The sequence below is a fragment of the Amycolatopsis sp. NPDC049868 genome (genome assembly GCF_044461365.1).
Classification (GTDB): domain Bacteria; phylum Actinomycetota; class Actinomycetes; order Mycobacteriales; family Pseudonocardiaceae; genus Amycolatopsis.
In genome coordinates this window covers 18719-45426 of sequence record NZ_JBITKV010000022.1, presented here as the reverse complement: position 1 = coordinate 45426, position 26708 = coordinate 18719, and the positions used below count along the sequence as shown (strand labels likewise).

Below are 26708 nucleotides of genomic sequence, written 5' to 3'. Positions count from 1 at the left end.
ACCCTACCGAGCTAGCCCAGCTGTTTGTCCACGAAACACCAGCGCCAGGTCTCGCCGGGCTCGTGGCTGCGCATCACCGGGTGCAGGGTGTCGTGGAAATGCTCGGTCGCGTGCTTGCCTGGTGAGGAGTCACAGCAGGCGACGTTCCCGCATTTGACGCATTCGCGCAGGTGCACCCAGGTCATCCCGTTCTCGACGCAGACCGCGCAGACGTCCGGAGAGCTGGGCTCGACTACGGGCCACTGCTTGGTCAGATGTTTGCAGGATCCCGCCGTCGCGGCGGGTGTACGCAGTTCCCGATCGGAGTCCGGCACGGTCTCCTCCTCCCTGTCCAGCATGGATTCCTCGATGTCGAGGCGTTCGAGGATCCGGCGCAGGACATCATCATCGGCCATCCCGGAGTCGCGCGCCTCCAGGAACTTCTCGCGTTCGACTTCGAGCAGCCTCAGCCGCAGCCGCCGGTACGCGTCGCTCGGCGTTTCGGTCAGTGTGCTCTGCCTGCCGAGTTCCTCCCAAGCCGAGTCCGAACGGTGCTGGAGCCGGCTGCGCAGGCGTTCGACGATGTCGTCCGGGTCCTCGGGGGTCCGGATCTTCTCCAGCTCTTCGAGCGCGGCCCTGGTCATGTCGTGGAGCACGGCCGCCTCCTGCAGCGCGTCCTCGCCCGCATCGGGCGGCGGCAGTTTCAGGCGGCGGACCAGCACCGGCAGCGTCGTCCCGTGCAGCAGCAGCGTTCCCGCCACCACGACGAACGCGACCAGCACCAGCACGGCCCGCTGCGGGGTGTCCGCGGGCAGCACGAACGCCGCCGCGAGCGTGACGACGCCGCGCATCCCCGCCCACGCGATCACGGCCGAGTACCGCCACGGCCAGGCGTGACGGCGGAACGCGCGGCGCGCCAGCCCGATCCCCGCCATCCAGATGATCCGGGTGACGATCGTCGCGGCCAGGGTGGCGGCGCAGATCAGGACCAGTTCCAGCGCGGTCAGCCCGCTGTCGCCGACCTCGCTCATGATGCGGCGGACCTGCAGCCCGATCAGCAGGAAGACGATGTTCTCCAGCAGGAACTGGATGGTCTGCCAGTTCAGCCTGCTGGCCAGCCGCGAGCGGCCCGAAAGCATGCTCGGCGCCTTGTGCCCGAGGATCAGCCCCGCGACGACCACGGAGATCACGCCGGAACCGTGGATCGCCTCGGCCGCGAGATAGGCGACGAACGGCACCACCAGCGAAAGCGCGGTGTCGGTGACCGGATCCTCGAGCCGGGTGCGGATCAGCGCCGCGAGCGCGCCGACGGCGAACCCGATCACCAGCCCGCCGCCCGCGGCCAGCAGGAAATCGCCGCCGACCTGCAGCAGGCTCACCGAACCCGCGATCGCCGCGATGGCGGTCCGCAACGCGACCAGCGCGGCCGCGTCGTTGAACAGGCTTTCGCCCTCCAGCAGCCGGGTCAGCTTGCGCGGCATCCCGACCTTGCGGGCGACGGCGGTGGCCGCGACCGCGTCCGGCGGCGCGACCACCGCGCCGATCGCGAGCCCGGCGGCCAGCGGCAGACCGGGGATCACCAGCCACGCCACGACCCCGACCGCGGCCGTGGTGAAGATGACGAGCCCCACCGACAACAGCAGGATCGGCCCGCGGTTGCGGCGGAAGTCGATGAGCGACGTGCGGATCGCGGTGGCGTACAGCAGCGGGGGCAACAGCCCCAGCAGCACGACCTCCGGGTCCAGTTCGTACTCCGGGATTCCCGGGATGTACGAGGCGACGATCCCGACCGCGATCAGGCACAGCGGCGCCGACCAGTCGAGCTTCCGCGCCGCGGCGGTGACCAGGAGGACGGCCACCACCAGTGCCACGAGTTCCAACGCGATCTCCACGCCGCTCATCATCACCCGGGAGCGTCACCGTGCGCGCACCGAGGCCCGGCTACCGCTCTTCGAAACGCACCAGATTGCCCGCCGGATCGCGGAAAGAGCAGTCGAAGGCGCCGTAGGACTGCCTGACCGGTTCTTGGACGACGTCGGCACCCGTCGCCTGGATCCGGTCGAAGGTCCCGATCAGGTCCGGGGTGGACAGCACGATGATCCCGTGGACGCCCTTCGCCATCAGTTCGGCGATCGTCGCGCGTTCCTCGTCGGTGAGCTCGGGATCGGCGGCGGGCGGCCGGAGCACGAGCGACGTCCCCGGTTGCCCCGGCGGGCCGACCGTGGCCTGGAGCGGGCCTTCCGCACGCACTTCGAAGCCCAGGATGTCGCGATAGAAGGAAACCGAAGCCTCGAGATCGTCCGCGGGGAGGTAGGACGCCTGAATCGAGAGGGTCATACGACTCAAGGTAGGTCGGCGCGCGGCGGGGCCGCTTCTCGATTCCTGATCGGTCGCATGACCTGTTTGACGACGCAGCCGGGCATTCCCCGGCCGTCTTCCGCGGCCTGCTTGCGGTACGCGCTCGGCGAGATGCCGACCAGTTCGGAGAATCGCGTGCTGAACGTGCCCAGCGACGAGAAACCGACGTCGAAGCAGACCTCGGTGACCGACATGTCCCCGCGCCGCAGCAGCATCATGGCCCGCTCGATCCGGCGGGTCATCAGGTAGCTGTAGGGCGATTCGCCGTACGCGGCCCGGAACTCGCGGCTCAGATGCCCGGCGGAGACGTGCACGCCGCGCGCCAGCGCCTCGACGTCCAAGGGCTGCGCGTAGTCGCGATCGATCCGATCGCGGACGCGGCGCAGCATCGCGAGATCCCGCAGGCGCTGGTCGGGTTTGCCGGTCACCCGGAAAGCGTAACCCACGCCAGACGCCGAAAGGCCCCCTTCGCCGGGCGGCGAAGGGGGCCCTCTCAGGCGACTCCCGGACTAGAGCGTGATCTTGTCGACGTTGGGACCGCCGTTCGCCGTGGTGGCGACCGCCCTGATCTTGTTCACTCCTGCCGCCAAGGTCACCTTGACGGTTCTCGTCGTCCAGTTCGGCCAGGCCCCGGTGCCGCCGAAGCCGACGCCGGACACGCTGATCGAGCCGTTGACGGAGAAGTCGAGCGGCCGGTTCGCCGTCGTGCCGTTGGCGTACCGGACGACGACGTCGTAGGTGCCCGCGGACGGCACGTTCACCGTCCACTCGACCGAGCTGCCGGCCACGTTGTCGTAGTTGACGAACCCGGTGCCGGTGAACCCGGCGTGGTTGGACTCCACCGCGCCCTGGTCGATCGCGGCGTCCTCCGCCTGGTAGTCGACCGGGTCGCTCGGCCCGGAGCCGTCGGCAGGCACGGTCTGGGTACCGGTGTTCCAGCCCGAGACCCGCACCGAAGGCTTGGAGCCCTTGAGGTCGGCCGTGCGGTACTTCGCGGTCAGCGTGGTCGTTTCACCCGGCCAGAGGCTCACCGCGTTGTCGTTCCACTCCACCGGGAGCACCGGCTTGCCCGCGGCGTCCACGACCTTCGAGTCGACGTAGAACGCCGGGAGCTTGCCGCCCGAGGTGTTCTTCAGCGTCACGGTGGTCGTGGTGGTGCCGTCGGCACCGGCGACCGACTTCGCCGTCGCGCTGATGGCCGACTGGCCCAGGTTCTTCAGCCCGGTCAGATCGGCGTAGCCCGACTGGGGCGTGTAGTACCAGTCGCTGCCGCCCCAATTCAGCGTGTCGGCCTTGGTGGAGAGCCAGTACACGTTCCGGCTGACCTCTTTGCCGGACGAGTCGGTGAGCACGAGCTTCGCCAGGTAGGTGCTCGACAGCCCGCTCACCGCCGGGACGGTGACCGCGGTGGCCTTGGCGCCCAGCGCGCCGACCGACAGCCCGGTCTTGGTGTTGCTGTACTTCTCGGTGCCGTCGAGGTTGTATAGCTTCGTGGTCGCCGTCAGCCCGCTCACCGCGTTCGACGTCTGGTTGATCACCACGACCGAGCGATTGTCGTGCGAGTACTGGATGTGCAGCGGCTCGTTGGCCTTCTTCGCCCCGTAGTAGGCGCCGTTCTGGTCCATGTAGGCGTCGAACAGCTGCCAGTGCAGCGAGGTCCACGGGCTGTTGAGCATCCAGTAGATCAACCCGGTCGACGGGTTGGTCGAGTCGGTGTAGTTGCGCGAGTGCGACTCGAACTCGGCGCGGACGTTCTCGTACTGCGCGAGCTGCGCCTTCCGCACGAAGTCGTTCAGGTCGGCAGGCGCGCCGTAGCGCTTGGTGAGCGCGTTGGCGAACAGCTTCAGGTTCGCGAACGTCGACGACGAAGAACGGTGGTACTGGGGTGCCGACGGGTCCTTCCACATCGTTTCCAGCTCACTGGCCGACATCATCCGCTTCAACGTGTCCATCGTCGGGATGTCGACGCCCGCGCTGGTCTCGGAGTTGAAGCTCCACGCCCCGCCACGGTCCTTTTGCGACTTGTCGTACCAGTAGACCGGCGGGACGTAGTCGTACGGGCCGTTCATCTTCATCCCCGAAGCGCCCGTGATCGGGGACGGCCGCTTCGACGCGGACGGGATGACCGGCAACAGGAAGTCGGCGGCCTTCATCGCGTCGAGGTAGCCCTGCTCGATCCGCCGGTCCGGCGCGAAGTCGCTGCCGATGTGGAAGGAGATGACACTCGGGTGGTCACGCAGGCGCTCGGCCTCGGAGAACATCGACGCCTTGGCGATCGGATAGTCCGACTCGACCCACGGCTCGCCCTTCTCCTCGCCGTTGACGTGGCCTTCCCATTTGTCACAGCATTCCCAGCCGGGCATGGTCAGCACACCGAGGTCGTCGGCGAGGTCGAAGAACTCGTCCGGCTCGATGTGGCCTTCCAGCCGGACGGTGTTGAGCCCGAGGTTCAGCACGTATTTGAGCTTGTCGGCGGCGGCGGTCTCGTTCCAGCGAAGGAACAGGTCCGGCGTGTAGCCGCCGCCGCGGATCAGCAGCGGTTTGCCGTTGACGCTGTACTGCCGCGCACCGCTGGAGTTCAGCGGCGCCTTGACGTCGCGGACACCGAACTTCGACTTCGAGGCGTCCGACGGCGTGCCGCCGACACTCGCGGTCAGATCGAGTTCGTACCGGTGCTGGCCACCCATTCCGGCGGGCCACCACAGGTTGGGCTTGTCGAGACCGACCACCCCGAAGGTGACGGTCTTGCGCTCCTTCGCGGCCAGCGAGACGGTCTGGCTGACCGGCTTGCCCGCGACCGTGCCGGCGACGGTGGTCTGCACCGCGGCGGCCGAGTCGTTGCGGACGTCGGCCTTCACCGTGAGGTCGGCGTGGTCGAGCGACGAGTTCAGCTTCTGGACGACGTGGGCGCTGCGCAGCGCCACCGGGCCGCCGCGCCGGACGAGGACGTCCCGCACGATGCCCATGTTCTGGTCCGGCGGGGTCTGTGCCCAGTCGATCCAGCCCATCGAGAGGTCGTTGTTGGGATCGTTGGGGTAGACCTTGAACGCGACGCTGTTGACGCCTTGGCGCACGTGCTCGGTGATGTCCAGGTCGTGGCGGGTGTAGGCGCCGTTGACCTGGTCCTTCGTCGCGATCCGGGTGCCGTTGACCCAGACGTCGGCCTTGGAGAGCACGCCGCTGAAGTCGAGGTACGTGCGCTTCGAGGTGTCCTCGACGTTCAGGTCCGTGCGGTACCACCACGGCACCGAGAACTGCGCGGCCGGGACGTTCTTCATGTTCGTCGAATAGAACGGGTCGGCGTACTTGCCGTTCTGCAGCAATCCGGCGTAGACCGTGGAACGCGACGACACCGGGTACCAGCCGGCGGTGGGGAAGCCCGGCTTCGACACCGCCGAATCATCGCTGACCTGCGCCGAAGACTGGATCACGTAGCCGGGGATCGGGGTGGCGTTGCCCGCGGCGGCGCCGACGGCCACCTCCGCGCCGGTGGCGGCGGGGGCGGTGGTCACCCCGCAGACCGCGGCGGCCAGCGCGGTGACGGTCATGGCCAGTAACGGGATCCGGGTTCTCTTCTGCCGAAAACTCACGAGCGCGCCTCCTCGGGCACACGGCGGCGGACCTGGGCGGAAATCGTTAAGAAAGTTCCCTAACAATGTTGGGGGAGATAGTAGCGGTCACTTCGCGCGGGGAACAGACCCTTGCACCGGGTTCGTCAGCGGTGGAAGCTCCGCCGGAGGGCCGCCGCGCGCAGGCAGAGCAGGAGTGGCAAGGACGCGTCTTCACGCAATCTCGGCGGCAGGGAGGGCGCGTCGGCCAGGTCCACGCCGCCGGAAAGATCCTCACCGAGTGCGGCGAGGTCGACGTCGAGCATGGTCGTGCCGGCGCTGTACAGCTTCTCGGCGCCGCGTGTACGACGGGCCCGCAGGGTGATGCTGTCCACGGACAGTTCGGTGATCCCCAGGAACTCCGGTTTCGCGCCGCGTTCCATCCAGCGCGCGAATCCGGTGAGCCTGGTGGAAGAGATCTCGCCGGGCAGGAGGCCGGTCTCCTCGCGCAGTTCCCGCTCCATCCCGGCGATCACCGAGGTGTGCAGCATCCGGCGGCGTCCACCGTCGGGGGTGTCGAGATCCTGGGGTTCCAGTGAACCGCTGCCCGACGGCGCGAGCAACAGCGCGCTCGCGGAGTTCCGGCCGGACTGGCGTACCACGACCAGTTTGCCGTCGGAGGTGAACGCGATGGTCGAAACACCGACCAGATCGGCCAGTTCGCTGCTCGCGAGCGTGCGCAGGCTGCCCGACGAGTCGGCCAGTTCCTCGCGGCGGAGGTCGTACTCCTCGCCCGTGTCGATCTTGGTGATCCGCAGGGTCGACAGCTCGTTGGAGCACACGGCGTCGAAGAACCGCGCTCGATGCAGCCGGATCGGGGCAGGCGTGGCGCCCGCGGCGGGAAGCGGTTCGCCGCGCATGCCGACGATGGCGCCGTTGAACAGCAACCGCCCCTTCGCGCGTAGCGGGAGGACGTGCGGCGCAGTCGCCTTGAGCTTCGGCGGCAGGCGGTACGGCTCCTCGGCGAGGGCGATCCGGAAGTTTCCCGCCGTCAGTGCTTCGTCGATCACGTCGCTGACCAGCGCCGTTCCCCGTGCGGGCACGGAAAGGTACGCCGCTCCCGGGTACGCGGGCGGGGGCGGCAGTTCGGCGGTGGGGAAGGGAGCGGCGATCGCGCTGAACTCGTACCCGGCCCAGCGCGCCCGAAGCAGCCGGAGATCCCTCACGAACGTGGTAGTGCCCAAAGTCAAGGCCAGTACGGAAAGCGCGATGCCGAAGGCGCTGGGCAGGATCGTCGCCACACCGAGGACGACGCCGGCCCCGGATGCTGCGACGGGCCACTCGCGTGCGGCCGAGTAGGCGAAGCGGTCGGCCTTCGCCCTCGCCCGGCGGGTCAATTTTCCCATCGCCACCTTGTTTATCACGGGAGGGCTTGGCGAGGTGGGGCTTCAGCCGACGGGCGCCACGTAGATCCACTGCCCGTCGACGCGGACGAAGCGGCTGTTCTCGTGCATGCTGTCCGTCCGGCGATCCTGGCGGTAGTGGGCCCGGAACTCCACGGTGCCCTCGTTCTCGAGTAGTCCGCCGCCGGTTTTGCCGAGGATCTCCAGGAACGTCCAGCGCTGCCCGGGATCGAGCTCGAGATCGGCGGGCCGGGTCTTCGGATGCCAGGTCTTCGTGAGGTATGCGGTGTCGCCGACGGCGAACGCGCTGAACCGCGACCGCATCAGGAGTTCGGCGGTCGGCGCGGTCGCGGCGCCCCGGTGGAAGCGGCCGCAGCAGACGCCGTAGGGCTCGCCAAGACCGCAGGGGCAACGGGAATCGTCGGTGATCACAGGCACGCCGCCGATTGTGTCATCGCGCCGTCGCGACGCTTTCGAGGTCTCGGGCTTGCTTGAGCCATCCGGTGAACAGGTCGGCGTCGATGTCGCCGACCGAGCGCAGCTTGACGTGCGCCATCTCCCGTGCACTCGGCTCCAGCCTGCCGGACTCGTCGTCGACGAGTTGCCCCTTCCAGAGGGCGAACGTGACGTACGACGAGTACGCCTTCATCAGGCAGACGAGATTCTTGCCGACGGCTTCGCCGGCACTCCAGGTCGGGGAGGCGTGGTACATCGCCTCGATGGAGCCCGGCAGCGCGGCGTTGACGATCGGGCGCAACGCGACGGCGACTTCGCGCAGGTTCTCGGGCAGGGCGGCGACGTAGTCGTCGACGTTCGCGAACTTGGCCATGACTGGATCCCTTCGGTCGGTGTGCCGCGCTCAGCAAACCTTCCGAAGGGTTGAGTTGTCAAGACAAAAAATTTAGTCGGTGAGTTTGAATGTCTGACCTCGTGTTTTCAGGGCTTCGCGGATGATGCGGAGCGCTTTGGGGCCGGCGCCGGGGCGGTCTGTCGCCTCCATCGTGGATCGCCGCAGGTCAAGGCGCGGGGAACTCGACGGCGACTTCGACCGCGGTCTCCAGCGTCGTTTCGCTCGGCCGCCCGGCAGCGGGAGCGGCTTCGGCGATCACGACAAGCCTCTTGGCCAGACGGGAGTCGTAGTTCTTCCCGGTGAAGCGGCTACCGGGCGGGGCCTCGCCGAAGAGGATGACGTTGCCGGTGCCATCCTTGTCGATGAGCCGTTTCAGGTCGCTCGCTTCGCCGGCCTTCGGCATCTTCACCCACGCGACGGAGACGGCGATGGTGTTGCCGGTGCCGTCGTCGACGGTGACCATCATGCGATCGAGATCGACGCACGGATGGCGGAGGAAGAAGCGCTGGACCTCGCCGAAGGAATGCGGTCCGCATTTGAGTTCCCGTTTGGCTTGTTTCTTGAGCTGGCGCCAGCCCAAGCGTTGCCATGCTTCGGAATGGCGGCCCTTCTGCGCGGATTTCTTGCTGGAGCTTTTGCCTTTGAGGGCTTGGCTCGCGGCGGAATCGAGGGAGGCGGTGGCGCCTCCGCCGATGCCGCTGGTGGCGGCCACGACCACTCCCGTCGCGACCAGCGCGCCCGCGCCGTACTTGTATTTGATCCAACGGCCGTCCGGGCCGCGCGGTTGATTCACCATGAGGCGTTCCGTTCCCTCCCAAGTCCGGAATGGACGATCTTGCTCCGGGCTTAGAGGAAGAGCCGAGAAGTATTGCGCCAATACGCCCGAATGGCGCAGTCGTGCGTCGGGTTTTCGCCGGTACCGAACAGTTTCAGGCGTGGTGAGGGGGTATCTCCGCGGTATCGATGGTCGTGAACGTCGGAGGCTGCCGGCATGGTGAGGGGCCTCGTTGCCTGGGCGGCCGGTCTTTCGGTCGTGATCGTTCCGTGGACCGTGTGGATTTTGGGACGTCAGATGTCCTGAAATCCACACGGTCCACCGCCGGGCATGACGAGAGGCCCGTCGCCGCGACGGGCTCCTCGGGGTTCAGCGGTGGTGCAGGGTGTTACGCCGGGGTTGTCGGAGCGGATCCCGATACTGGGGAGGTATGAACTCCGGTAACCCGTCGGCCGCCATCCGTACTTCCCAATCACCATGGTGAATCAGGCGATGATGGAAGCTGCAGAGCAACACCAGATTCCGGAGATCAGTGGGTCCGCCGTCCGCCCAGTGATGAATGTGGTGGGCGTGGCAATTCTTGGGTTTCCGATGACAGCCGGGGAACGCACAGCCCCCGTCGCGGATGTTGAGTGCCCGTCTCTGGCCTGGGGTGACGAACCGTCGCAGGCGTCCCAGGTCGAGGGGTTCTCCGGCGGCGCTCATCACGACGGGCAGCATGAGGCAGTCGCAGGCGGCGAGTCGGGCTTCCCGGGCGGTCATCGTCCCGACGAAGTCCAGGCAGGCGGTGCCGAGACCGGACTTCAGCGCGTCGAGTCCGATGGTGACGTGGACCAAGGTGCGGTAGCCGCTGGTGCCCGGCTGGTCTGGGCAGGCGATCGCGAGGTCGAGGAGTTCGGCCCAGGCATCTCCCAGGCGTTCGCATTTCATCCGCAGGTCGGCTTGTCCGAACTCGTCGACTGGGCGTGGCTGGGCGTAGGCCTCCAGGGCGGCGGCGGTGCGGGCCCCGGTTTCGTCATCGAGGAGGCCGGTCAGTTTCCAGAACCCGTCTTTCCGGCGTTCCAGGGTGATCTCGCGGCGCGGTTCCTTCGGCTCTGGCTCCTTCGGTTCCTTGCCATCCGGATCCAGCAAGCCCAGTAGATTCGCCTCGGCCTCAGCGAGCTGCCGCGGACCGGCGCTCGGGGCAAGGTTCGCGAGGATCTGCTCCGCACCTGCCCGCTCCTCGGCCGAAAGCTCGGCCGGAAGGTTCTTCAAAATCTCCAGGATCTGATCGATCCGCTCATCCCCGACCAACCCCTGCGCCGCCACCGCCGCGGTCGCAGGAGCAACAGGCGGAACCTCCGTGCCATCCAACGCACGGGTCGGGTTCAGGGCGAGGGCCCGGTTCACCACCGCCCGCGCTTCCCCCACCGACAACCCCGCCATATCCGCGAACCATTTATCCGTACGGCCATACCCATACAAATCCTTGGCACCACGAGACTCGATCTCCGCCAAAAACCGCCCCAGACAGGCGGTCGCCACCCTGATCACCTGCAGAGACTGCTCCACGCCATGCGCAAGCTCCAGCTTGCCAGCGCGCCACAGCTCTTGCGGCAACTCGGGAAGGAAGGTCTCGGACACCTCTCCATAATATCGCAATCCAGTCGAACACGTGTTCGTAATTTTAAGCGACAACCAAACCGCACGAACAACGCCGAAGAGTGAAACGGCCGCCAACCCCGATTCACCCTGAGCAACCCTCGCATTTAGTCGACTAAATGCGGTAGGTCTCGCGAAGCGAGAGGCCTGCCGGACGTGAAAGAGCGTCGCCTAACATCGGCACCATGACGACAGTGGAACTGACCCGCTTCAAGGTCCCGGCCGACCGCGCGGACGAACTGCTCCAGGCCCGTCCCGCGATGGTCGCCGACTTCCGGGCCGACCGGGAGGGGTTCCTCGACGCCCAGCTGATCCGGGTCGACGACGAGACCTGGCTAGACGTCGTGTGGTGGCGTTCCTCCGAGGACTTCGCGGCGTCCCGGGAGAAGGGGGCGAACCTGCCCGGGATCAAGGCCTTCTTCGCGCCGATCACCGAGCTGGTCTCCGCCGAGGAAGGCGTCACCGGCGACTACCGGGGATAGCCCACATACCGGGACGGGAAATATCGCCGCCGGCAGTCCGTTGACCAGGGGGAACGAACGAGGTCACGGAAGGGATCGGCGATGAGCACAAGCCTGGACACGTTCACGCGGGACTGGCAGAGCTGGAAGACCCAGCGCGAGCGCGATCTCGCGGATCCGCTCGGCTGGCTCGCCTTGGTCTCGCTCGACTGGCTGGAGGACAAGCCGCGCGCGTATGAGGGGCTGCCCGGGTTTTGGTGGCAGGACGCTGACGCGGCGTACCTCGACCCGCAGGGCGCGGACCTCTCGCACGAGGGCGAACGGGTCACCGGTGTCCGCCGTTTCGAGCTGGTCAACAGCGGTGCGACCACCCGGGTCGTCGCCGGTGACATCGAGATCGAGGTGGCGCGGCGCGGCGGGTATCTGATCCGGACGCACGACCCGAAGGCGCCGGTGCTCAACGCTTTCCGCGGTGTCCCGGCGTACGAGCCCGACGCGGCTTGGGTGCTGTCCGGAACCTTCGAACCCTTCGACGAACCGCGGCCGACGACGGTCGGAGCGGTCGTCGAAGGGCTCAGTCACGTCTACGTCTCCCCGGGCATCGTGCGTTTCGAGTACGACGGCGCGGAGCACACGCTCACCGCGTTCAACGGCAAGAAGGACGGCCTGCTCATCCTGTTCACCGACGCGACGAGCGGTGTCACCACCTATGCGGCGAACCGGTCGCTCGCGGTACCCGAGCCTGCCGAGGACGGGTCGGTCGTCCTCGATTTCACTCGCGCGACGAATCTGCCGTGCGCGTTCACCGATTTCGCCACGTGCCCGTTGCCGCCGGCGGGCAACGATCTGCCGTTCGCGGTGGAAGCGGGGGAGAAGCTGCCCTACGAACGCTCACGCTGAACCGTCGCGAGCGCCGTCATCGCCTCCTGTTCGCGCTGAGCCAGCTCGGACAGGAGGGCGGACGCGTCGTTCAGTGGCCGGGCGTCGCCGGTTTCCCCTGCCTGTGTGAACAAGCGCGCGACTTCGGTCCACAGTGGAGCGATTTCGCGGTATTTCTCATACGCGGTACGGAGACCGGCGTCATCGACGAGGGTCGTGCACTCTTCGAGGAAGTCGCGGTAGATTCGGCGGAAGAGCGCGCCGCCGGTGCCCGCCCGTTCCATCAGGACCGCGGCCTGCGGCAGGTCGCGGGCCGGATCGTCGCTGCGGTCCAGCCATTTCCGCACCTGGACGGCTGCCTTGCCGATGCCGCGATACCCCAGGTTCGCGATGGGCGGGTTGACGAATTCCGCCGCGTTGGCCCGTACCGCGGTCCGGATGGCGTCCGGAATTGGCTTGAGAGGCGCATCCGCGGCGATGGTGAACGAACGGTTCTTCGCGGTCATCGGGCCTTTCTCGCCTCGGGCGCGTTCCAGGCTCTCCAAGGATGTCGAGACCGAGCCACCCTGCTGGGCCGTGTCGACGAGGAAGGCTCGCTCGTCGTCGTAGCCGTACAAGGTGGCGAAGTGTCCTCCGAAATGGACTTTCGACGTGAAGTACTCCAGGTGGTACGAGTCGAGTTGCAGGCCGACCGGCACCCCGGCGTCGATCTCCTCCGCCACGTTCCGCCACGCCGTGCGCGCCGACGACGTTTCCTTCACTCGCAAGGCCAGTCCGAGCCGGTCGGTCAGCTTCCGCGTGATCTCGGCGGGTTTGGCGCGTCCGCCGAGGAACGGGAACGGCAGGTTCTTCCCGTCCCAGTAGATGAAGCCCAGGCCTTCGCCGAGTCCGAACAGCATCGGCTCGGACAGCTCGATCCCGGCGTGCCGCAGGAGGACGTCGAGGGTGCTGGTCTCGCAGTGCTCCCCACCCGTGGTCTTGATTCCGTCGAGGATCACGAGGCCACCGGCCAGGCGATTTCGGTGCGGTAGGCCTCGGGAGCGACCGACGGTCCGGGCGCCACCAGGTACAACTCCTCGGCGGGCCCTGCGGGGACGCGGTCGCGTTCGGCGATCCAGCGGCCGAGTGATCGGTACGCGGTCTCGACGTCTTCGTAGCCACCCTCGTGAATCGTCGCGACGAGCAGGCCACCGGGGAGTTCGGCGGCGCCGACCTCGCCGTCGTCCCGCACCGGCCCGTCCGCGGGGACGAACAGTTCGACCGTCAACTCGTCGGGATCGGCGGTGAGGTAACGGGTTCCGGGCGGCCCGGACGGCCTGATCCCTTGCGCGTCGAGCGCCGCGAACAGCCGCGCGTATGCGGGACCGATCAGCTCCGCCAGGCCGTTCAGCGGAGTCCGGATCGACAGGCAGGCGATCCGCTGCGGTGCGCGCACGCGTTCGTAGACGTGCAGCCACCGCGTCGGTCCGGCGAGCACGGAGTCGAGTTCGTCGCTGATCGCCGCGAGTTCCGCGGCCCGCTCCGCCACCCGGTCGTGATGCCGTTTGAGCGCGGCCCTCACTTCGTGCGGGTCGCCCGCGTCGAGGATCCCGGCGATCTCCGCCAGCGGCACTTCCAGTTCCCGAAGCCGCCGGATCAAGCCCGCGCGGGCGAACTGGTCGAGCGAATACCGGCGGTACCCGGTGCCGGGGTCGATGACGGCGGGCACCAGCAGCCCGATCCGGTCGTAGTTCCGCAGCGCGCGGACCGACAGCCTGGTGGCGTGCGCGAACACGCCGATCGGCATCAAGGTCGTCATGGGACCAGCCTGAACCCTCTCCCGGGGAGAGGGTCAAGCCGGTACCTCACCCCAGTGACAGCCGATCGAGATCCGGGGCGGACGCGTGGTCGTTGCCCAGTTCGATCGTGTTCGCCCCTGCCTTCAGCTCGACCGGCAAGGACGTCGTGAGCTGGGTGTTGTTGCCGGCTCCGTCGACCTTCACCTCGATCGGCGTGCCGCCGTTGACCGTGACGAAGTACGAGCGCGGCCCGTTGACGGTGAAGTCGATGTAGAGGGTGTAGCGCCTGGTCTCGGGCACGGTGACGCCGTCGAAGCGCACGAACGAGCCCGGGTCGCCGCCGATGTTGCGCACCTTCTGACCACCCGAGCACGCGCCGCAGTTCGTGACGCCCGCGTCGCCGATGTCGTTCGCCGAGTCTTCGGCCTCGCGCATGAAGACCCGGTCCGCCGGCCGTGGGCTCACCCGCACCGGTTTGCTCACCGTTTTCGCTCGCCCGAGCAGGTCGAACGACGCGGTGACCGGGATGTCGGCCGCGGTGATGCCTTCGGGGGAGACGAGCGTCCAGGACGCTTCCAGTTCGTCCCCGACGCGCATGGACTCCGCCGTGGCCGGAGCGCCCCGCAAGGTCCAGCCCGCCGGGACGACCGGTGCCAGGCTGACCTTCCCGATCGCGTCATCGGCGTCGAGCCGCAGCTTCGCGGTCACCTGCAAGGATTGCCGTCCTGGCGAGAGCCATTGGATGCCGCCGGGTTCGACGGTCAGAGTCGTCTTCGGCGTGTAGGACGGCGGCGGCAGGGGAGCGATCGCGATCCGGTCGAGGCCCGGCCCGGAGGGTGCGTTGCTGAACACCTTGACGGTGTTGGCGCCGGCGTTCAGCGCGATGGGGATCGCCGTCGACGCGACGATTCCCGGCGTTCCGGCGTCGATCGCGGTCTCGACGGGGGCACCGCCGTTGACGCTCACCGCCACCGACGTCGCGGGCCCGCCCGTGGTGTCGAATTGAAGCCGATGGCTTCCGGCTTCGGCGGCCATCACGTCCGGATAGGTGACCGAGTTGCGTGCACCGCCGCCGAGGCCGGTGACCTGGAACGATCCGGAGCAGGACGAGCAGTGGCCGAGGCGGGCGCGGCCGTCGTGATCGTTGCGGAAGGACTCCGCCTCCAGGGGAACCTGTGCACCCAGTACCGAATTCGGGTAGCCATACGCCACCTTGATCTCGTCGATGGCCAACTGCCGGTAGAAGGGTTTCGCCTGCGGTCCCGACCAGGTGTTCAGCACCTCGAGTTTGATGAACCGGGTCCGCCGTTCGCCGAAGTCGATGAACTGCACGCCGCGGGCGCTCGGCATCGCGCCGGTGCGGACCGGCTCGCCCCAGTTCCGCCCGTCGTCGCTGACGTAGAGGCGATAGTCCTGGATCCGGGACGAGTCCTCCGGCCTGCCGAACGATTCGCGTGCGTGCGTCGGCGACATCTCGCGCTGATTCACCGCGAGGTAGGCCGCGGTCCGCCGCCTGCCGAGGTCCAAGGTCACCGAGACCGGTTGCTTGCCGTCGGCGTCCCAATAGTTTTCGAAGTTCCCGTCGACTAGGTTCGACGCCGGATGTCCGTCGCGTGAGGAGGAAGCGGTCGCCGTGATCGTGCGGGAGTCGTGGAAGTACCGCTGCCCGGCCGTTTCCACCTTGAACACCGTGTCGTAGGTGTCCCAATCCTTGATGTCCACAATGGTCAGATAGCCGCCGGATTGACTGAACCGCAGCTGCTTCCCCGTGCGCACGTCGGACACCCTGGTCACCTTGTAGCCGTTGTCGCGCAAGCGGAGAAGGTCGGTGCGCGGCCGGGTGACGACGTGGAGGTACTGGGTTCCGGCACCGGGCTCGACGGTGATGACGCCGTGTGCGCCGTCGTTCCAGAACCCGGGTTGCATCCCGCCGTACATGTACCCGCCGCCCTCCTTGCCCTGCAGGGAGGACTTGATCGGCGGCACCCAGCTCGCCATGAAGTTGTTGTACGCCTCTTGCTGCGGCGGGAACTTCCCGTTCACCATCGGGGTTTCGGCCATCAGCGACTTCATCGACGAACCCGCGTTGGTGATGTAGCGCCCGGTGGACAGCCGGAAGTCGACGGCCTGATCGGTGCCGTCGTACCACCAGCCACCGTTGGTCGGCAGTTTGTAGTCGGCTTCGGTGAGCCTCGGCATCGGGGTGAAGGCGGCCTGCGGGTAGTCGTACGACGGTGTGATGCCCGTCTTCTGTTCGTTGCTGACCGTGTCCATGATCGGGGTGTCCTCGTTGTTGTTGCTCAGCAACCAGGACGGGCGCTTCTCGCGGATCTGTTCGTAGAGCTTGTTCTTCTCCCAGTACTCGTTGTCGTTGTCGATCCAGAACCCGGCGAGATCGGCGTAGCGATCCATGACCTCGTGGAAGAGGTCGTAGCTGTACTCGCCGAAGCCCGGGCGGGTGGTGAGGTCGACCTGCTTGCCTTTGTAGGCCGAGTACGCGGCGGAATCCAGTGACTCGACGCCGGTCTCCTTGTGCCACTGGGGATCGTCGGTCATGTAGAGGATCGTCCGGACACCCTTCGCGTTGCCTGCCTTGACGAGTTCGCCGAGGAGATCGCGACGTGTGGAGCAGCTGCCCGGGATCGCCGACGGCCAAGGCCGCGCGTAGCCCAGCCTGCTGTGGAAGGTGGCCAGCACGATGTAGGAGGCGCCGAGTTTGCGGGCCTCGTCCACCCAGTAGTCCGCGCTCCAGCCGCCGTCGGTGACGGCGCGTTCCCAAGCGGCACAGTCGGTCTGGCGTGGCGCGGTGAACATGCCCCAGTGGAGGAAGAGCCCCGCGGTGGCCTCACGCAGCCACTTCTGGCGGGGATGGTGCACTTCCGCGCTCGCCGACGTCGTGGTGAGCAGGCCCGCCAGCAGGGCGAGAACAACGGCGAGCCAGGCGGTGCGATGCGCTCGAACTCTCATGACAATCCGCTCTCATCCCAGGCAGGTTTACCGAGAGATCCGATGATTGCGGCAGAAATCCCGGTGGTCAAGCCCCGGTGAGGGGGACACGAGTGAAGTCATCCGAGGTATATCGGAAACAAGACCCTCTCGTCTGCAGTACGAGAGGGCCTTGCCGGTCGTGAATCAGATGTTGAAGCCCGGATGGGTCGCGAAGGCGTTGTCGATCACGAGGTTCCCGCGCTGGCGGGCCCGTTCACGCAACGCCGACGTCGTGCGGGCGCCCTGGGCGTAGAACCACCACAGGTAGAGCGCGCCGTACATCCAGGCGCCCTCGTAGCCCCAGGTGGAGTCGGCGCCGCTCTTGCCGGCGCCGAACACCGAACCCGCCGGGAAGTTCGCGTTGTGCGGCTTCCCGCCCTGATGGCGCGATTCGTGGATCAGCGTCTCGGCGCGGCCGGGAACGTCCTTGGAGTACCAGAAGCCGAGGTACAACTCGATCCGGTCGTCGACGAACGCCCCTTTGAACGAACGTGCGATGGCACTGCCGTCGCCGCAAAGCGAGCGGAGGTCGTCGCAGTTGTCGCGGACGTAGCGGCGCGCCCAGTTCAGCATCGGCCCGGAATAGGCGTCGTTCTGGTAGTCCTGGGCCGAATAGGTCAGGAGGTAGCACGCGTTGAACGTCCGGGCCAGCGGCTTGTCGGTGTTGCACGCGTCTTCCCAGCCGAAGCCGTCGTCCCAGTACTCCTTGTTGCCCGCGAAACCGTAGGTGTTCCAGAAATAGTCGATGTAGGTCTGATTGCAGATCGAGGCGCCGTAGAAATTGTCCCCGGTCACGTTCTTGTCCGGCACGGTGTAGCTGCAAGTGGCCATCGGAGATCACCTGTCTGTAGAAGGAATTCGTTCTGATTCAGGAGCGCGGAGGCTCGGGCGGCGGCACGTCGTCGGTCCGCGAGTCCTTCACGTACCGGCCGCCGACGGCCTGCGGGACACCGCGGACGTCGACCCGCCGGATGTTCAGCAGTCGCTCGTCCTCGGTGCCGCTGAGCTCCTCGCGCACCCGGGCGGTGAGGTCGGTGTCCCCGGTCTCGGCGATGGCCTGGACCGCGGCGCGCCGCACCGTGAACACCTCGTGCCGGACCTGCCGCAGCAGCAGTTCCTTGGCCGCGCTGTCCCCGGCGGATGCCAAGCGCGCCAACGCTTCCACGGCGGTGGTGCGGATGATCACCTCTTCGCCGACCGTGCTGATCCCGTGTGCGGGGTCGTCGGAACGCTCCGGCGGGATCGGCTGGCGCAGCACGTTTTCGAGGGCCGGGACGGCGGCGGCGTGCCGGAGGTCGGTGAGCAGCTGGACCAGGCCCCAGCGCTCGAGGTACTGCTCCTCGGACAGGGCGTCGTACTGCGCGCCGAGTGCCGGGACGACGTCGTCCGCCCGCTCGCGAAGCCGGTCGAGGCTTCGCTGGTAATTGCGTTCGGCGTCCTCGCCGGACGCGGCCATGGTTTCGGCGGCCTGGGTGACCAGTTCGCCGATTTCGCTGTTCGAGAAGCTTCCCAGGCCCGAACTGCCGGGGCCCGCTTCGAGGTTGTCGCCACCCGGGCCCAAGGACGGGGTGTCGGGATTGCGTGGGATCGGCATGAGGTTCTCCTTCGCAGCGGCGGTGATGCTGACGGAAGGAAGGAACGCGATCCCCGGCGGCAGATACCTGATTTTCCGAAAATCGCCCGTTGGGGCAGATCGGGATTTTCACCGCGGGAATCCGAAAAGGATTTTGCTCACCAAGAATGCGACGGCGGGCGAAAAGCCTTCACGGATTCCCGCTCGTGGTCAATGGCGGACGTCGATGACGACGCGGTTCGGAGAGGTCAGGGTGAACACGGTGACCGGTGTCCTCGACCGGACGCCGAGACCGATGGACAAGGTGCCTTCGTAGTCGCCGGTGACCGCGACCGCCATGATGTTGCGCAGATTCCGGGTCCGGAACTTCTGCGGTCCGGGATAGGTGGGATTCCCGGCGTCGTCGTGCGCGGCGGCGGGGGTCGCGGTGACCGCGATGAAGAATTCCCCGGTCAGCCAGACGATCTCGCCCGAGCCGTCGGCGATCAGCTCGTCGACGAGGTCGTAGCGGACGGCGGGTGCCGGGCCGGCGGTCAGGTCGAGCACGACCCGGTCGAACCCGGTGTGCTGGCCGGTGCGGATCCCGGTCATCGTGGGGATCGCCTGTGCCGCGACGGAAGCGGGCGCGGCCGCGGCGATGGCGCCGGTCAGCATGAGGGAGGTGACGGCGAGCGCTCCGAGCGCGCGCCGGAGGTTGATGGCCATGGCGATGACCTCCTGCCGGAGAGTTGGTTCCGTAAAGACGCCCGTATCGCCGAGGCGGTTGGTATTCTTCGCCTTATCGTTACTGATCGCCGTATAGTCGTCGAGCGATCTCGAAGTCGGCGGGCAAATGGTTTCTTACTCGCTCCGCGAGCAAATTCAGGTAACGGAGATCGCTTTTCGCGGAGGCGATGAGATGCGTGAATCTCCGATCATCTTCCCGATAGCCGTCGTCCTGGGAGCCGAAGACGCACTGCACGTCGGTGGTGTCTCCGCCCCAGCACAGCGCGCCGAGAAGATACTGCTCGACAACGAGGTTGTAGTCCTCCAGCGGTGCGAGGCGTTGCCAGGCCGTTCGATTCTCCGCCGACTCCACCATGCGGATGGCGAGATCGGCGTAGTGGCGGAGAAGAGGAACCGCTGTCCCACCGACGACTCCGGTGCACAACGCGGCTTCTCCGGTGTAGTCGCGAAATTCCTTCGGCAGGAAACCGCCGGTGCTCCGGATCGCCGTGGCGACGGCCGACGGCCGGTAGTAACCGGCATCGGAAGCCGGTGCGTGCTCGGGATTCTGCGCGACGACCTCCCCGTCCAGCCCGTCCGCGGGGAAGCCAGGCCAGAGGAACACGTCGTTGTCGATGTGCAGGAACGGTTCGCGCTGCTCTCGGTACGCGTGCAACTTCCCGAGCGCCCACCAGGACGGGTTCTGCCCGGCGAGTCCGTTCAGCGACAGGGAAACGTCGTCGAAGGGCAGCCGGAGCCGGGCGACGAGCAGGTCGTGTCCCCAGTCGTCGGTCACCAACGCCGTCGCGGGGAAGAGGCGGGACGCCAGGCGGAACGAAAGGATCCAGGACAGCGCGTGGAAGAAATCGCTGGGCCAGTGTCTTCCGTGCCGCCGCCGGTACGGGGTGCTCCAGAACGACCAGACCGCCCGGCGGATCGGGCGCGCGGCCCTGTCACCCGGACGGACCACGCGGACCGGCGGGGGACGCCAATCCGGCTCGGGCACCTCGCCGTATCCACCCTGCCGGGGAATCCCGGACGCGAGCAGATGGCCGCCGATGGCGACCGCGGTGCCGGGGTCGTATCCGTAGTACGGCATCGCGAAGTGGTTCGGGCCGGGGCGGTCGAACGTTACGGGCTAGCGACGGAAACCGCTGAGGTAGAGCACGGTCACTGCGGTTGCCGTGCCGAGAGTGGTCACGACGAAGGATCCCGTGACCAGATAGAGACCTCCCACGCCGGCGATTGAAGCCTTGATCAGCTTCACGATTCCTTCGTGTTCGTTGTCAGAAGCTTTCTTGGCCATTTGTCGAACCCTCCGCATGTGGTGTACTAGTACACCGTAGGGCGCGACGACCGGCGGAAGCCTTCGCCGGTTCTGATCTTTCACGGTCAGGAGGAGTTTCTTGTCGTCGAGGGTGGGCTCTTTGATCGTCGGCCATTGTCCTGCCGCGTCGCGAATTGTCGATCATCGCCGTGATTCATGGAGGGCGTAGTGACAATCCAGTTGGCGGGGGAGTGTCTTGCCGGCGTGCGTCCGGTCGCCGGGGTCGAGGCCGCGCTGCGCTGGCTCGCGGTCCGCAAGGACGGACGGCCGCTCAGGTTCCTGCGTTACGCGATCGAAGACCCGGCGAGTGAATCGGCCGCAGTGCTCGGTTGCCTGATCCGGCCGACGGCGTCGATGACCGCGGCGATCCCGGAAGTGCGGGCTCTCGCGGTCTGGGGATTGATCCTCGACGAGATAGGGAAGATCGGATCGACGGCCGAGTCCCGGCGTCGCAACACTTTGAACGCCGCGTTCCGGTTAGGGGAGCGAGAGTGGAAATCGACCCTGGATGACCGTTTCGGCCAATTGAGGAACCTGCGAGGTATCTTCGGGGATCCGCCGCCGACCACGACGACGCCGATGCACAAGGCCTGGCGGCGGGCGGTGAGTGACAAACTCGCCCCTTGTCTGGCAGAGAATCTCGCGATGCTCGCGGCCGATGGAGAAGCATGGCGGCCTTATGTGGAGATCGCTCGGGTCGCCTCTCCGGAGCCTCGAGCGTCAAATGGCCGGACACCCTCGGGCGGGGCGCAGCCTGTGTTCCTGGAGCGCTTGCTGGTGGCTGTGGAAATGCGACGCAGGACGGCCCACCGTCGGCTGACGGTGAGAAACGTCGTCGCTCGCGAGGATGGAGTGGGCGGCTATATGGCGCGGGCTCTGACGGGGTGGACCGGCGATCTGGCGTCCATTCCCGTCAAAGCGATCTTCGGTTGCCATGTCGAGACTTCGCCGGGTGTCCAGCCAGGAGATCCGATGATCGTGGACCTTCGTTTTCCGAGACCGCTGCGCAAGGGGGAGCGGCACGAATTCATCTCTCTCGCGTGCGAAGACGATCCGGATGAAGAGCGGTACTGGATCAATGTCGACGTCGACCATCATGGGATCGCGCCGGGTGTCGTCGACGGTGAAGGCAAAGTGACCGGAGGTCTGAGCATCAGCATCACGTTCGACGACTGTGTTCCGGAGGCCTGCTGGTGGTATGCGGAACAGACCGACTATGAGCGCCTGGTCCGGCCGCCCGTCGGTGATCGGCATCTTCTCGAGATCCGGCGAGGCGTCGTCGAGCACACGTTTCTGGGACCTTGTCACCCGCGGGAGGAGTATGGCATCGCTTTTCGCTGGCCCCAGTCCTGATCGAAGCGGGCCGCATGCGAGATCGATGTGGCCCGCCCGCTCCGGCTGCTGGTGGCTAATTGCCGGTATTGCCGCCGCCGCTGCCCTTGCCGTCGTCGCCGTGGATCGTCATCGAAACCTCCTTTGGTGCTTGAGTACGCGGGGCAACATATCGGCACTGTGGGTTACGGCTGGTAACGGGGTGTGCTCGGCGTGGAGATCCACTCCCACTAGGGTGGCGGTGGCTTTTCCCTGGAGTGCCTAAGGTTCAGGGAGTTGGACATGTCTGTTGAAGACGAACTGGAGCCTCTGCTCAAGTACGCACGGGAAGGCTGGGTCGGCCTCTCGGTCGTGGTCGTCGTGGCAGAGATGAAGGCAGGCCGGGGCGCGACCTTCACCGAGATGACCGCCGCGCTGCTCTCCGTGGTCGGCATGCTGATCGACCGGGGCGCGGTTCCGGGCGATCTGGTCGGCGAGGGACCCTGCTTTGTGGCCTGGTCGGGATCGAGGAGCGAGATTCTCGGGCGACTGTCCTGCGAGATCAAAACCTTGGGTGAGATACCGGCGACCGGGGAGGTTTGCTGGATCCACGACCCTGCGCCGAGCCGAAGCCTGTAACAACGAGACGGGGCGGCTCGACTGACTCACGAGTTCGGGCGTTGTGGACGAGGGGTGAGCGGATGGAATGTGCGCGATGTGGTCTGTTGGTCGGCCTCGGCTGTGCCTGCGCGACAGAACGTCGCTCTCGTCGGAAATCGGCCAAGCTCGCGAGTCCACGACGCAAGGTGTCGTCCGCGGCGCCTCTTCGCTCGTTTCGGGAACTAAGTGACTTGTTCCGGCAAGGCAGGGCCGCTTGGAGCGATCTCGACGCTGCCGAACGTTCCGCGCTCACGGCGGAACAGCGTCGTCGACTGGTGGACCTCGAGAACGAAGTGCTCCATCGCGGTGATCAAGACATCCACGGTTCTACTTCGGTGTCCACGCGATCCGGCGGCTTGCCGACCCTCGGCCGCCGTGGCTGACATACGAAAATGGGGCTGCCTCTTGGTCGAGGCCGCCCCATTCCGTATGTGCTTTCAGGTCACCAGCCGCGTTCGCGTTCGGGTGATCGCCGAAGATCGCTTATCTCATAGACCAGCGGCGATGTGCAATCTGAAGGCGCGCCCGTCTTCCTGACGTCAGCGGGAAGAAGCGTATTGCAACAGCGGTCAGGATGTAGCGATATCGGGGCGTTCCGCATGACTGCACTCGTTGCGGCGTATGGGCAGGCTGGGAGGGGCTAGGGCGTGTCCTGTAAGTGATCTAGCTGCGGTTCGGTTGGATTGCGGTCGTGGTTGGTCGTGGTGAGTTGACGGACAAGGCATGGGCGGTGATCGAGCCACTGCTGCCGCCTGGGCAAGGTGGTGGGCGGCGGTGGCGGGATCACCGTCAAGTCATCAACGCGATCCTGTGGAAGCTGCGCACTGGTGCGCCCTGGCGTGACCTGCCTGATCGTTACGGGCCCTGGAAGACAGCGCATGAACGGCTGCGGTTGTGGACCAAGGACGGCACCTGGAACCGGATCCTCGACCGGGTGATCGTCAAAGACGACGCCGTCGGCGACCTCGAATGGATCGTTTCCGTCGACTCGAGCGTGGTCCGGGCGCATCAGCATTCCGCCGGCGCCCGAAAAAAAGGGGATGCAGCGACGGAATCGAAGCCCTCGCCCTCGACGGGGAAGGAGTCGGGCGGTCCCGCGGCGGGCTGAGCACCAAGATCCATCTCGCCGTCGACGGACGGGGCCTGCCGATGCGGTTCCTGCTCACCCCCGGCCAAGCCGGAGACAACCCGCAGCTGGTTCCGCTGCTGAACGGCATCACCGTCGCCCGGATCGGTCCAGGCCGGCCACGCCGCCGACCGGAGGCGGTGATCGCTGACAAGGCGTATTCGCATCCTTCAACCCGTCAGGCGATGCGGGACCGGCGGATCAGGTTTGTCAGCCCGGAACGGGATGACCAGATCGCCCGCCGCGTCACCAAAGGCTCCCGCGGCGGGCGACCACCAACATTCGATGCCGAGGTCTATAAACAGCGCAACGTGGTCGAACGGTGCTTCAACCGGCTCAAACAGTTCCGCGACCTGGCCACCCGCTACGCCAAACGCGCCGCCTACTACCAGGCCGAACTCACCATCGCCGCGATCGTGCTCTGGCTCCAATGACTTACAGGACACGCCCTAGCCGAGCGGCGGCAGGGATGTGGCTGTCCAGCAAGCTAAGGCGGTGGACGACCGTGCGGGCCGCTCGTGCAAGCGTTCGCCGCAGGCGGACGCACAGCATGGTGACGACAATGAGACACAAGAGCAGTATCGGATGAGGAATTTCAAACTTGCGCCCACCGGAAACGAGACGAAGCAGGGAGCCTTTTGTCGTCGTGGCGAGAAAGGTGGTGGTCTCGCGGATGTTGCGGAACACGGTGGCGATGCAGATTTCGAACCGGCTGCGAGCCGGACATGGGGTTTCGTCGTTATGCAGATGCGTCCGCCGGGGAATGCGCTGGCGTCTACGGTTCCCCGTCGGCCCCTGGCAAACGCTGAAGCGACTAGCCGATATGAGGTCGGCGTTCTCGATCGTTGACGCGACATGCCGCATCAGCATATGAATCGTTCAGGATGTCACGCTTGCGGTACTAGTATGGAGGAATACGATGCCTGGTGAACTGTTGCTCATCGCTTCGTTTGCCATGCAAGAAAGAGGAGGGTGACCACCTGTGAGCATCTCTCGGTGCTTCTCTGTCGGCTTTCGAACTTGGGCACGGGATGGGTTGCTGGTGAGACTGCTGGCTTCCGAAGGACGGAAAGGAACGTGAGCCTGCCCGGGCAAATCCATCAGTGAGTGAAATCATTTTAGAGAATAGTCCAATGTTTTAGGGATCATAACGTATTGGAGTGACGGCAGGAATGTTCTGGCTTCTTGAATGGATGGAAACCAGTGGGATCAGGCAAGAAAGAGATATTGAGAAAGCAATCTCTGACTACGGGAAATTTAAAGAACTAAACGACTTGGCTATGCGGGCGAGTATGCATGCTGGTGACGAGTCGCGTACGAATAATCCTGTTGTTGCCGGACGTGGGATTGATCTCTCTGGAGAGTTGACGGGGGCGGATGACCGTGAACTTATCAACGAAGTTGATCAAGTATTTGGGGCAACTTGGCACTATTTCGACGAAATTATCGTTGAGGGATTGTCGGCACGTAGGTATTCAAAGATGATTTCAAATGGAGATCATGTGCTTGCGCGTGAGAGGGCTAGGGCTCATTGCTTCCTGCTGCTTCACTTGCGCAAGATTGGCGCACTCGACAGTGTTGTGTTTAGGCAGAAGCTTGATCCTTGTATTCGACATGGAAATGACTCAAGTAAACTTGAAGCGGCCGGGTTAAAGCGAATTCTCGACGATCGTGAGAGTATTGTTAAAACGCTAATGGAAGGATCCTTGCACGACATTGAGGATCACTACGCATATGGCGGACATTATCACTATGTTTACGAGCATCCACTTGTGGGCATTAGGTCGGGCCATCTTGAAGGGTCTCCTGCTGGTCGCAGTGAGCACGAACTGAAAAAACTGATCTGCGAAGAGATATTCAATCTCTTCGCAGAGTTTACGGCCGTAGATGTTGCGGTTGCCTCGGATTTCGAGGCGCCATTGGCCGTTTTTTCGCCTATGATTGACTTTATCCTTGCTTTGGATAACCGTGAGGATGAGGCTGCCTCGGAGGGTCTTCCAGGGGAGGTGGCAATAGAGATTGGCATGCCAATCTTGTGCGGGGTATCTGCGGCAGATCTGTTGAAAATTCGAGAAGATGAAGCAGATGCATTTGAGCGCTTTCGTTCCGCATTGCGTGCGGCAATAAATGAAACTGTTAAGCAAAGAGGGAAGCGGGATGTTAATGCTGTCGCGGTAACTGTGTTAAATGACTTCCTTGTGCCGGCTCTGCATGACATTGATCAGCGGCTAAATGTTGCACGAAAAATCCTGTCTCGGAAGTCTGCGGCGAACTTAACGGTTGGTTCTGCAGCAGTGACTGTGGGAATTATTGCGGGTATCCCACTTTTGCTTCCAGCGGGAATTGCGTTGGGGATGATGGCGCCGGGCGTAAATCTAGGCAAGTATTTAGAGGAAAAGGGTGAGGTAGAGTTATCTGATATGTATTTCTTGTGGAAGTTGCAAAGGAAGTTGAAAGTTTTGTAATTTCGACCTTTGAAGTGGTTAGAGTGGGTAGGTCTCTCTTGTGGCCTGCGAAAGCGTCTATGTTGGCCGTTCGCACGGTAGGCTGGTCATAAGGTCTCTTGAGGAACGGTAGGTTCACCAGCCGCGTCCGCGCCACTCCGCCAGCTTCGGACGCTCGGCGCCCAGCGTCGAGTCGTCACCGTGGCCGGGATAGAACCACGTCTCGTCCGGCAGCTCCCCGAAGATCCGCGACTCGACGTCGTCCAGCAGCGACGTGAAGTCCGCAGGCGAACCGGTCTTCCCGACACCGCCAGGGAACAGCGAGTCGCCGGTGAACAGGTGCGGATGCCCGTTCGGGTCGCGGTACAGCAGTGCGATGGAGCCGGGGGTGTGGCCGCGCAGATGGATCACCTCGAGGGTGATCTGCCCGACCTTGAGCGTGTCGCCGTGCTCGACGAGGAAGTCCGGCGGGATCGGCAGCGGTTCGGCGTCCAGCGGGTGGGCCGCGGTGTTCGAGCCGTTCGCGCCGGCGACGGCGCCGAGGGCCTGCCAGTGGTCCTGGTGCTGGTGGGTCGTCACGACGGTCCTCAGCGCGGGCCTGTCGGGGCCGTGGCCGATGAGGTCGGAGATCCGTTCCGGGTCGTTCGCGGCGTCGATCAGCAGCGCCTCGTTCTCGGCGCGGCAGACGAGCAGATACGCGTTGTTGTCCATCGGGCCGACCGACAGCTTCGTGATGGTGAGCGCGTCCAGGGTGCGGCGGGCGGCGTCGCCGCCGGGGTCGACATGCCCGGTATAGGTCTCGACGATGTTCACGCCGCACACGGTAGTCGTCCGCCTGCAATCGGTTCCACCCGCACAGGCGGCGCACAGGTGCACGACGTAGGCTCGCGTCGCCCCGCCAG

25 protein-coding genes are annotated in these 26708 nt (G+C 65.7%); 6 read left to right on the top strand and 19 right to left on the bottom strand.

Annotated features, from left to right (window positions below; all coding sequences use genetic code 11):
• Nucleotides 1–11: 11 nt before the first annotated feature.
• From ACIBTM_RS44575 to ACIBTM_RS44535, 9 genes are all read right to left on the bottom strand, one after another.
• Entirely contained in the window at nt 12–1880 is a 1869-nt protein-coding gene (locus tag ACIBTM_RS44575) for a Na+/H+ antiporter (RefSeq protein WP_395883225.1), read from the bottom strand.
• Nucleotides 1881–1920: 40 nt separating this feature from the next.
• Nucleotides 1921–2316 carry a VOC family protein gene (locus ACIBTM_RS44570; protein WP_395883167.1) on the bottom strand — a complete coding sequence of 132 codons (396 nt, stop codon included), beginning with the start codon at nt 2314–2316 and terminating at the stop codon, nt 1921–1923.
• 5 nt (nt 2317–2321) lie between these two features.
• Nucleotides 2322–2726, bottom strand: a complete 405-nt coding sequence (locus tag ACIBTM_RS44565) for a helix-turn-helix transcriptional regulator (RefSeq protein ID WP_198935874.1) — start codon at nt 2724–2726, stop codon at nt 2322–2324.
• A 120-nt stretch (nt 2727–2846) separates the two neighbouring features.
• The gene (locus ACIBTM_RS44560; RefSeq protein WP_395883166.1) at nt 2847–5927 is read right to left on the bottom strand and encodes a glycosyl hydrolase 2 galactose-binding domain-containing protein; all 3081 of its coding nucleotides are present in this window, start codon (nt 5925–5927) and stop codon (nt 2847–2849) included.
• A gap of 125 nt (nt 5928–6052) precedes the next feature.
• Nucleotides 6053–7291, bottom strand: a complete 1239-nt coding sequence (locus ACIBTM_RS44555; RefSeq protein WP_395883165.1) for a hypothetical protein — start codon at nt 7289–7291, stop codon at nt 6053–6055.
• 42 nt (nt 7292–7333) lie between these two features.
• On the bottom strand, nt 7334–7720 hold the full coding sequence (locus ACIBTM_RS44550) for a YchJ family protein (RefSeq protein WP_395883224.1): 387 nt from the start codon (nt 7718–7720) through the stop codon (nt 7334–7336).
• Nucleotides 7721–7739: 19 nt separating this feature from the next.
• Nucleotides 7740–8117, bottom strand: a complete 378-nt coding sequence (locus tag ACIBTM_RS44545) for a DUF1801 domain-containing protein (protein WP_395883164.1) — start codon at nt 8115–8117, stop codon at nt 7740–7742.
• 187 nt (nt 8118–8304) lie between these two features.
• On the bottom strand, nt 8305–8934 hold the full coding sequence (locus ACIBTM_RS44540) for a hypothetical protein (RefSeq protein ID WP_395883163.1): 630 nt from the start codon (nt 8932–8934) through the stop codon (nt 8305–8307).
• Nucleotides 8935–9282: 348 nt separating this feature from the next.
• Complete coding sequence (locus tag ACIBTM_RS44535; RefSeq protein WP_395883162.1) at nt 9283–10536, bottom strand: DUF222 domain-containing protein; 1254 nt, start codon at nt 10534–10536, stop codon at nt 9283–9285.
• A 203-nt stretch (nt 10537–10739) separates the two neighbouring features.
• Between ACIBTM_RS44535 and ACIBTM_RS44530 the strand changes: the two genes are divergently transcribed.
• Both ACIBTM_RS44530 and ACIBTM_RS44525 read left to right on the top strand, forming a co-directional pair.
• Nucleotides 10740–11036 (top strand): antibiotic biosynthesis monooxygenase family protein, encoded by a 297-nt coding sequence (locus tag ACIBTM_RS44530; RefSeq protein WP_395883161.1) that lies wholly within the window; start codon nt 10740–10742, stop codon nt 11034–11036.
• 81 nt (nt 11037–11117) lie between these two features.
• Nucleotides 11118–11915, top strand: a complete 798-nt coding sequence (locus ACIBTM_RS44525; RefSeq protein ID WP_395883160.1) for a DUF1684 domain-containing protein — start codon at nt 11118–11120, stop codon at nt 11913–11915.
• On the opposite strand, the gene ACIBTM_RS44520 is transcribed toward ACIBTM_RS44525, so the two are convergent.
• From ACIBTM_RS44520 to ACIBTM_RS44485, 8 genes are all read right to left on the bottom strand, one after another.
• Nucleotides 11897–12892: a BtrH N-terminal domain-containing protein gene (locus ACIBTM_RS44520; RefSeq protein ID WP_395883159.1), complete on the bottom strand. Its 996-nt coding sequence runs from the start codon at nt 12890–12892 to the stop codon at nt 11897–11899. The two genes, ACIBTM_RS44525 and ACIBTM_RS44520, sit on opposite strands and share 19 nt — an antisense overlap.
• Nucleotides 12889–13692, bottom strand: a complete 804-nt coding sequence (locus ACIBTM_RS44515) for a MerR family transcriptional regulator (RefSeq protein ID WP_395883158.1) — start codon at nt 13690–13692, stop codon at nt 12889–12891. The genes ACIBTM_RS44520 and ACIBTM_RS44515 overlap by 4 nt, the downstream gene beginning before the upstream one ends.
• A 46-nt stretch (nt 13693–13738) precedes the next feature.
• A complete protein-coding gene (locus ACIBTM_RS44510) occupies nt 13739–16639 on the bottom strand; it encodes an alpha-L-fucosidase (protein WP_395883157.1) in 2901 nt (966 codons plus the stop codon).
• A gap of 165 nt (nt 16640–16804) precedes the next feature.
• Nucleotides 16805–17491 carry a hypothetical protein gene (locus ACIBTM_RS44505; protein ID WP_395883156.1) on the bottom strand — a complete coding sequence of 229 codons (687 nt, stop codon included), beginning with the start codon at nt 17489–17491 and terminating at the stop codon, nt 16805–16807.
• 37 nt (nt 17492–17528) lie between these two features.
• Complete coding sequence (locus tag ACIBTM_RS44500) at nt 17529–18254, bottom strand: HEAT repeat domain-containing protein (protein WP_395883155.1); 726 nt, start codon at nt 18252–18254, stop codon at nt 17529–17531.
• 189 nt (nt 18255–18443) lie between these two features.
• Nucleotides 18444–18938 carry a hypothetical protein gene (locus ACIBTM_RS44495; RefSeq protein ID WP_395883154.1) on the bottom strand — a complete coding sequence of 165 codons (495 nt, stop codon included), beginning with the start codon at nt 18936–18938 and terminating at the stop codon, nt 18444–18446.
• A 79-nt stretch (nt 18939–19017) separates the two neighbouring features.
• Nucleotides 19018–20037, bottom strand: coding sequence for a DUF6734 family protein (locus tag ACIBTM_RS44490; RefSeq protein ID WP_395883153.1), 1020 nt, complete (start codon nt 20035–20037; stop codon nt 19018–19020).
• A gap of 39 nt (nt 20038–20076) precedes the next feature.
• Nucleotides 20077–20244, bottom strand: a complete 168-nt coding sequence (locus ACIBTM_RS44485; protein WP_395883152.1) for a hypothetical protein — start codon at nt 20242–20244, stop codon at nt 20077–20079.
• Between the two features lie 189 nt (nt 20245–20433).
• Here ACIBTM_RS44485 and ACIBTM_RS44480 point away from each other — a divergent pair, with 189 nt between their 5' ends.
• Together ACIBTM_RS44480 and ACIBTM_RS44475 are read left to right on the top strand one after the other, a co-directional pair.
• On the top strand, nt 20434–21618 hold the full coding sequence (locus ACIBTM_RS44480) for a hypothetical protein (protein ID WP_395883151.1): 1185 nt from the start codon (nt 20434–20436) through the stop codon (nt 21616–21618).
• Between the two features lie 261 nt (nt 21619–21879).
• Nucleotides 21880–22215, top strand: a complete 336-nt coding sequence (locus ACIBTM_RS44475; RefSeq protein ID WP_395883150.1) for a hypothetical protein — start codon at nt 21880–21882, stop codon at nt 22213–22215.
• Nucleotides 22216–22418: 203 nt separating this feature from the next.
• On the opposite strand, the gene ACIBTM_RS44470 is transcribed toward ACIBTM_RS44475, so the two are convergent.
• A complete protein-coding gene (locus ACIBTM_RS44470) occupies nt 22419–22550 on the bottom strand; it encodes a hypothetical protein (RefSeq protein WP_395883149.1) in 132 nt (43 codons plus the stop codon).
• A gap of 377 nt (nt 22551–22927) precedes the next feature.
• On the opposite strand from ACIBTM_RS44470, the gene ACIBTM_RS44465 reads away from it, so the two are divergent.
• Both ACIBTM_RS44465 and ACIBTM_RS44460 read left to right on the top strand, forming a co-directional pair.
• A protein-coding gene (locus tag ACIBTM_RS44465) for an IS5 family transposase (RefSeq protein WP_395883148.1) occupies nt 22928–23796 on the top strand; the annotation gives its coding sequence in 2 pieces (ribosomal slippage) (nt 22928–23299 and nt 23302–23796; 867 coding nt in all).
• A 726-nt stretch (nt 23797–24522) separates the two neighbouring features.
• Complete coding sequence (locus ACIBTM_RS44460) at nt 24523–25827, top strand: hypothetical protein (protein ID WP_395883147.1); 1305 nt, start codon at nt 24523–24525, stop codon at nt 25825–25827.
• Nucleotides 25828–25941: 114 nt separating this feature from the next.
• On the opposite strand, the gene ACIBTM_RS44455 is transcribed toward ACIBTM_RS44460, so the two are convergent.
• Nucleotides 25942–26619 carry an MBL fold metallo-hydrolase gene (locus ACIBTM_RS44455; RefSeq protein ID WP_395883146.1) on the bottom strand — a complete coding sequence of 226 codons (678 nt, stop codon included), beginning with the start codon at nt 26617–26619 and terminating at the stop codon, nt 25942–25944.
• Between the last annotated feature and the right edge of the window lie 89 nt (nt 26620–26708).

What these genes read in the sequence shown, in the direction of transcription:
- ACIBTM_RS44545 (WP_395883164.1), bottom strand. Translation starts at nt 8,117, where the DNA reads ATGGCCAAGTTCGCGAACGTCGACGACTACGTCGCCGCCCTGCCCGAG.
- ACIBTM_RS44575 (WP_395883225.1), bottom strand. Translation starts at nt 1,880, where the DNA reads ATGAGCGGCGTGGAGATCGCGTTGGAACTCGTGGCACTGGTGGTGGCC.
- ACIBTM_RS44570 (WP_395883167.1), bottom strand. Translation starts at nt 2,316, where the DNA reads ATGACCCTCTCGATTCAGGCGTCCTACCTCCCCGCGGACGATCTCGAG.
- ACIBTM_RS44475 (WP_395883150.1), top strand. Translation starts at nt 21,880, where the DNA reads ATGTCTGTTGAAGACGAACTGGAGCCTCTGCTCAAGTACGCACGGGAA.
- ACIBTM_RS44505 (WP_395883156.1), bottom strand. Translation starts at nt 17,491, where the DNA reads ATGGCCACTTGCAGCTACACCGTGCCGGACAAGAACGTGACCGGGGAC.
- ACIBTM_RS44525 (WP_395883160.1), top strand. Translation starts at nt 11,118, where the DNA reads ATGAGCACAAGCCTGGACACGTTCACGCGGGACTGGCAGAGCTGGAAG.
- ACIBTM_RS44495 (WP_395883154.1), bottom strand. Translation starts at nt 18,938, where the DNA reads ATGGCCATCAACCTCCGGCGCGCGCTCGGAGCGCTCGCCGTCACCTCC.
- ACIBTM_RS44485 (WP_395883152.1), bottom strand. Translation starts at nt 20,244, where the DNA reads ATGGCCAAGAAAGCTTCTGACAACGAACACGAAGGAATCGTGAAGCTG.
- ACIBTM_RS44510 (WP_395883157.1), bottom strand. Translation starts at nt 16,639, where the DNA reads ATGAGAGTTCGAGCGCATCGCACCGCCTGGCTCGCCGTTGTTCTCGCC.
- ACIBTM_RS44540 (WP_395883163.1), bottom strand. Translation starts at nt 8,934, where the DNA reads ATGGTGAATCAACCGCGCGGCCCGGACGGCCGTTGGATCAAATACAAG.
- ACIBTM_RS44490 (WP_395883153.1), bottom strand. Translation starts at nt 20,037, where the DNA reads ATGCCGTACTACGGATACGACCCCGGCACCGCGGTCGCCATCGGCGGC.
- ACIBTM_RS44565 (WP_198935874.1), bottom strand. Translation starts at nt 2,726, where the DNA reads ATGCTGCGCCGCGTCCGCGATCGGATCGATCGCGACTACGCGCAGCCC.
- ACIBTM_RS44500 (WP_395883155.1), bottom strand. Translation starts at nt 18,254, where the DNA reads ATGCCGATCCCACGCAATCCCGACACCCCGTCCTTGGGCCCGGGTGGC.
- ACIBTM_RS44530 (WP_395883161.1), top strand. Translation starts at nt 10,740, where the DNA reads ATGACGACAGTGGAACTGACCCGCTTCAAGGTCCCGGCCGACCGCGCG.
- ACIBTM_RS44515 (WP_395883158.1), bottom strand. Translation starts at nt 13,692, where the DNA reads ATGACGACCTTGATGCCGATCGGCGTGTTCGCGCACGCCACCAGGCTG.
- ACIBTM_RS44555 (WP_395883165.1), bottom strand. Translation starts at nt 7,291, where the DNA reads ATGGGAAAATTGACCCGCCGGGCGAGGGCGAAGGCCGACCGCTTCGCC.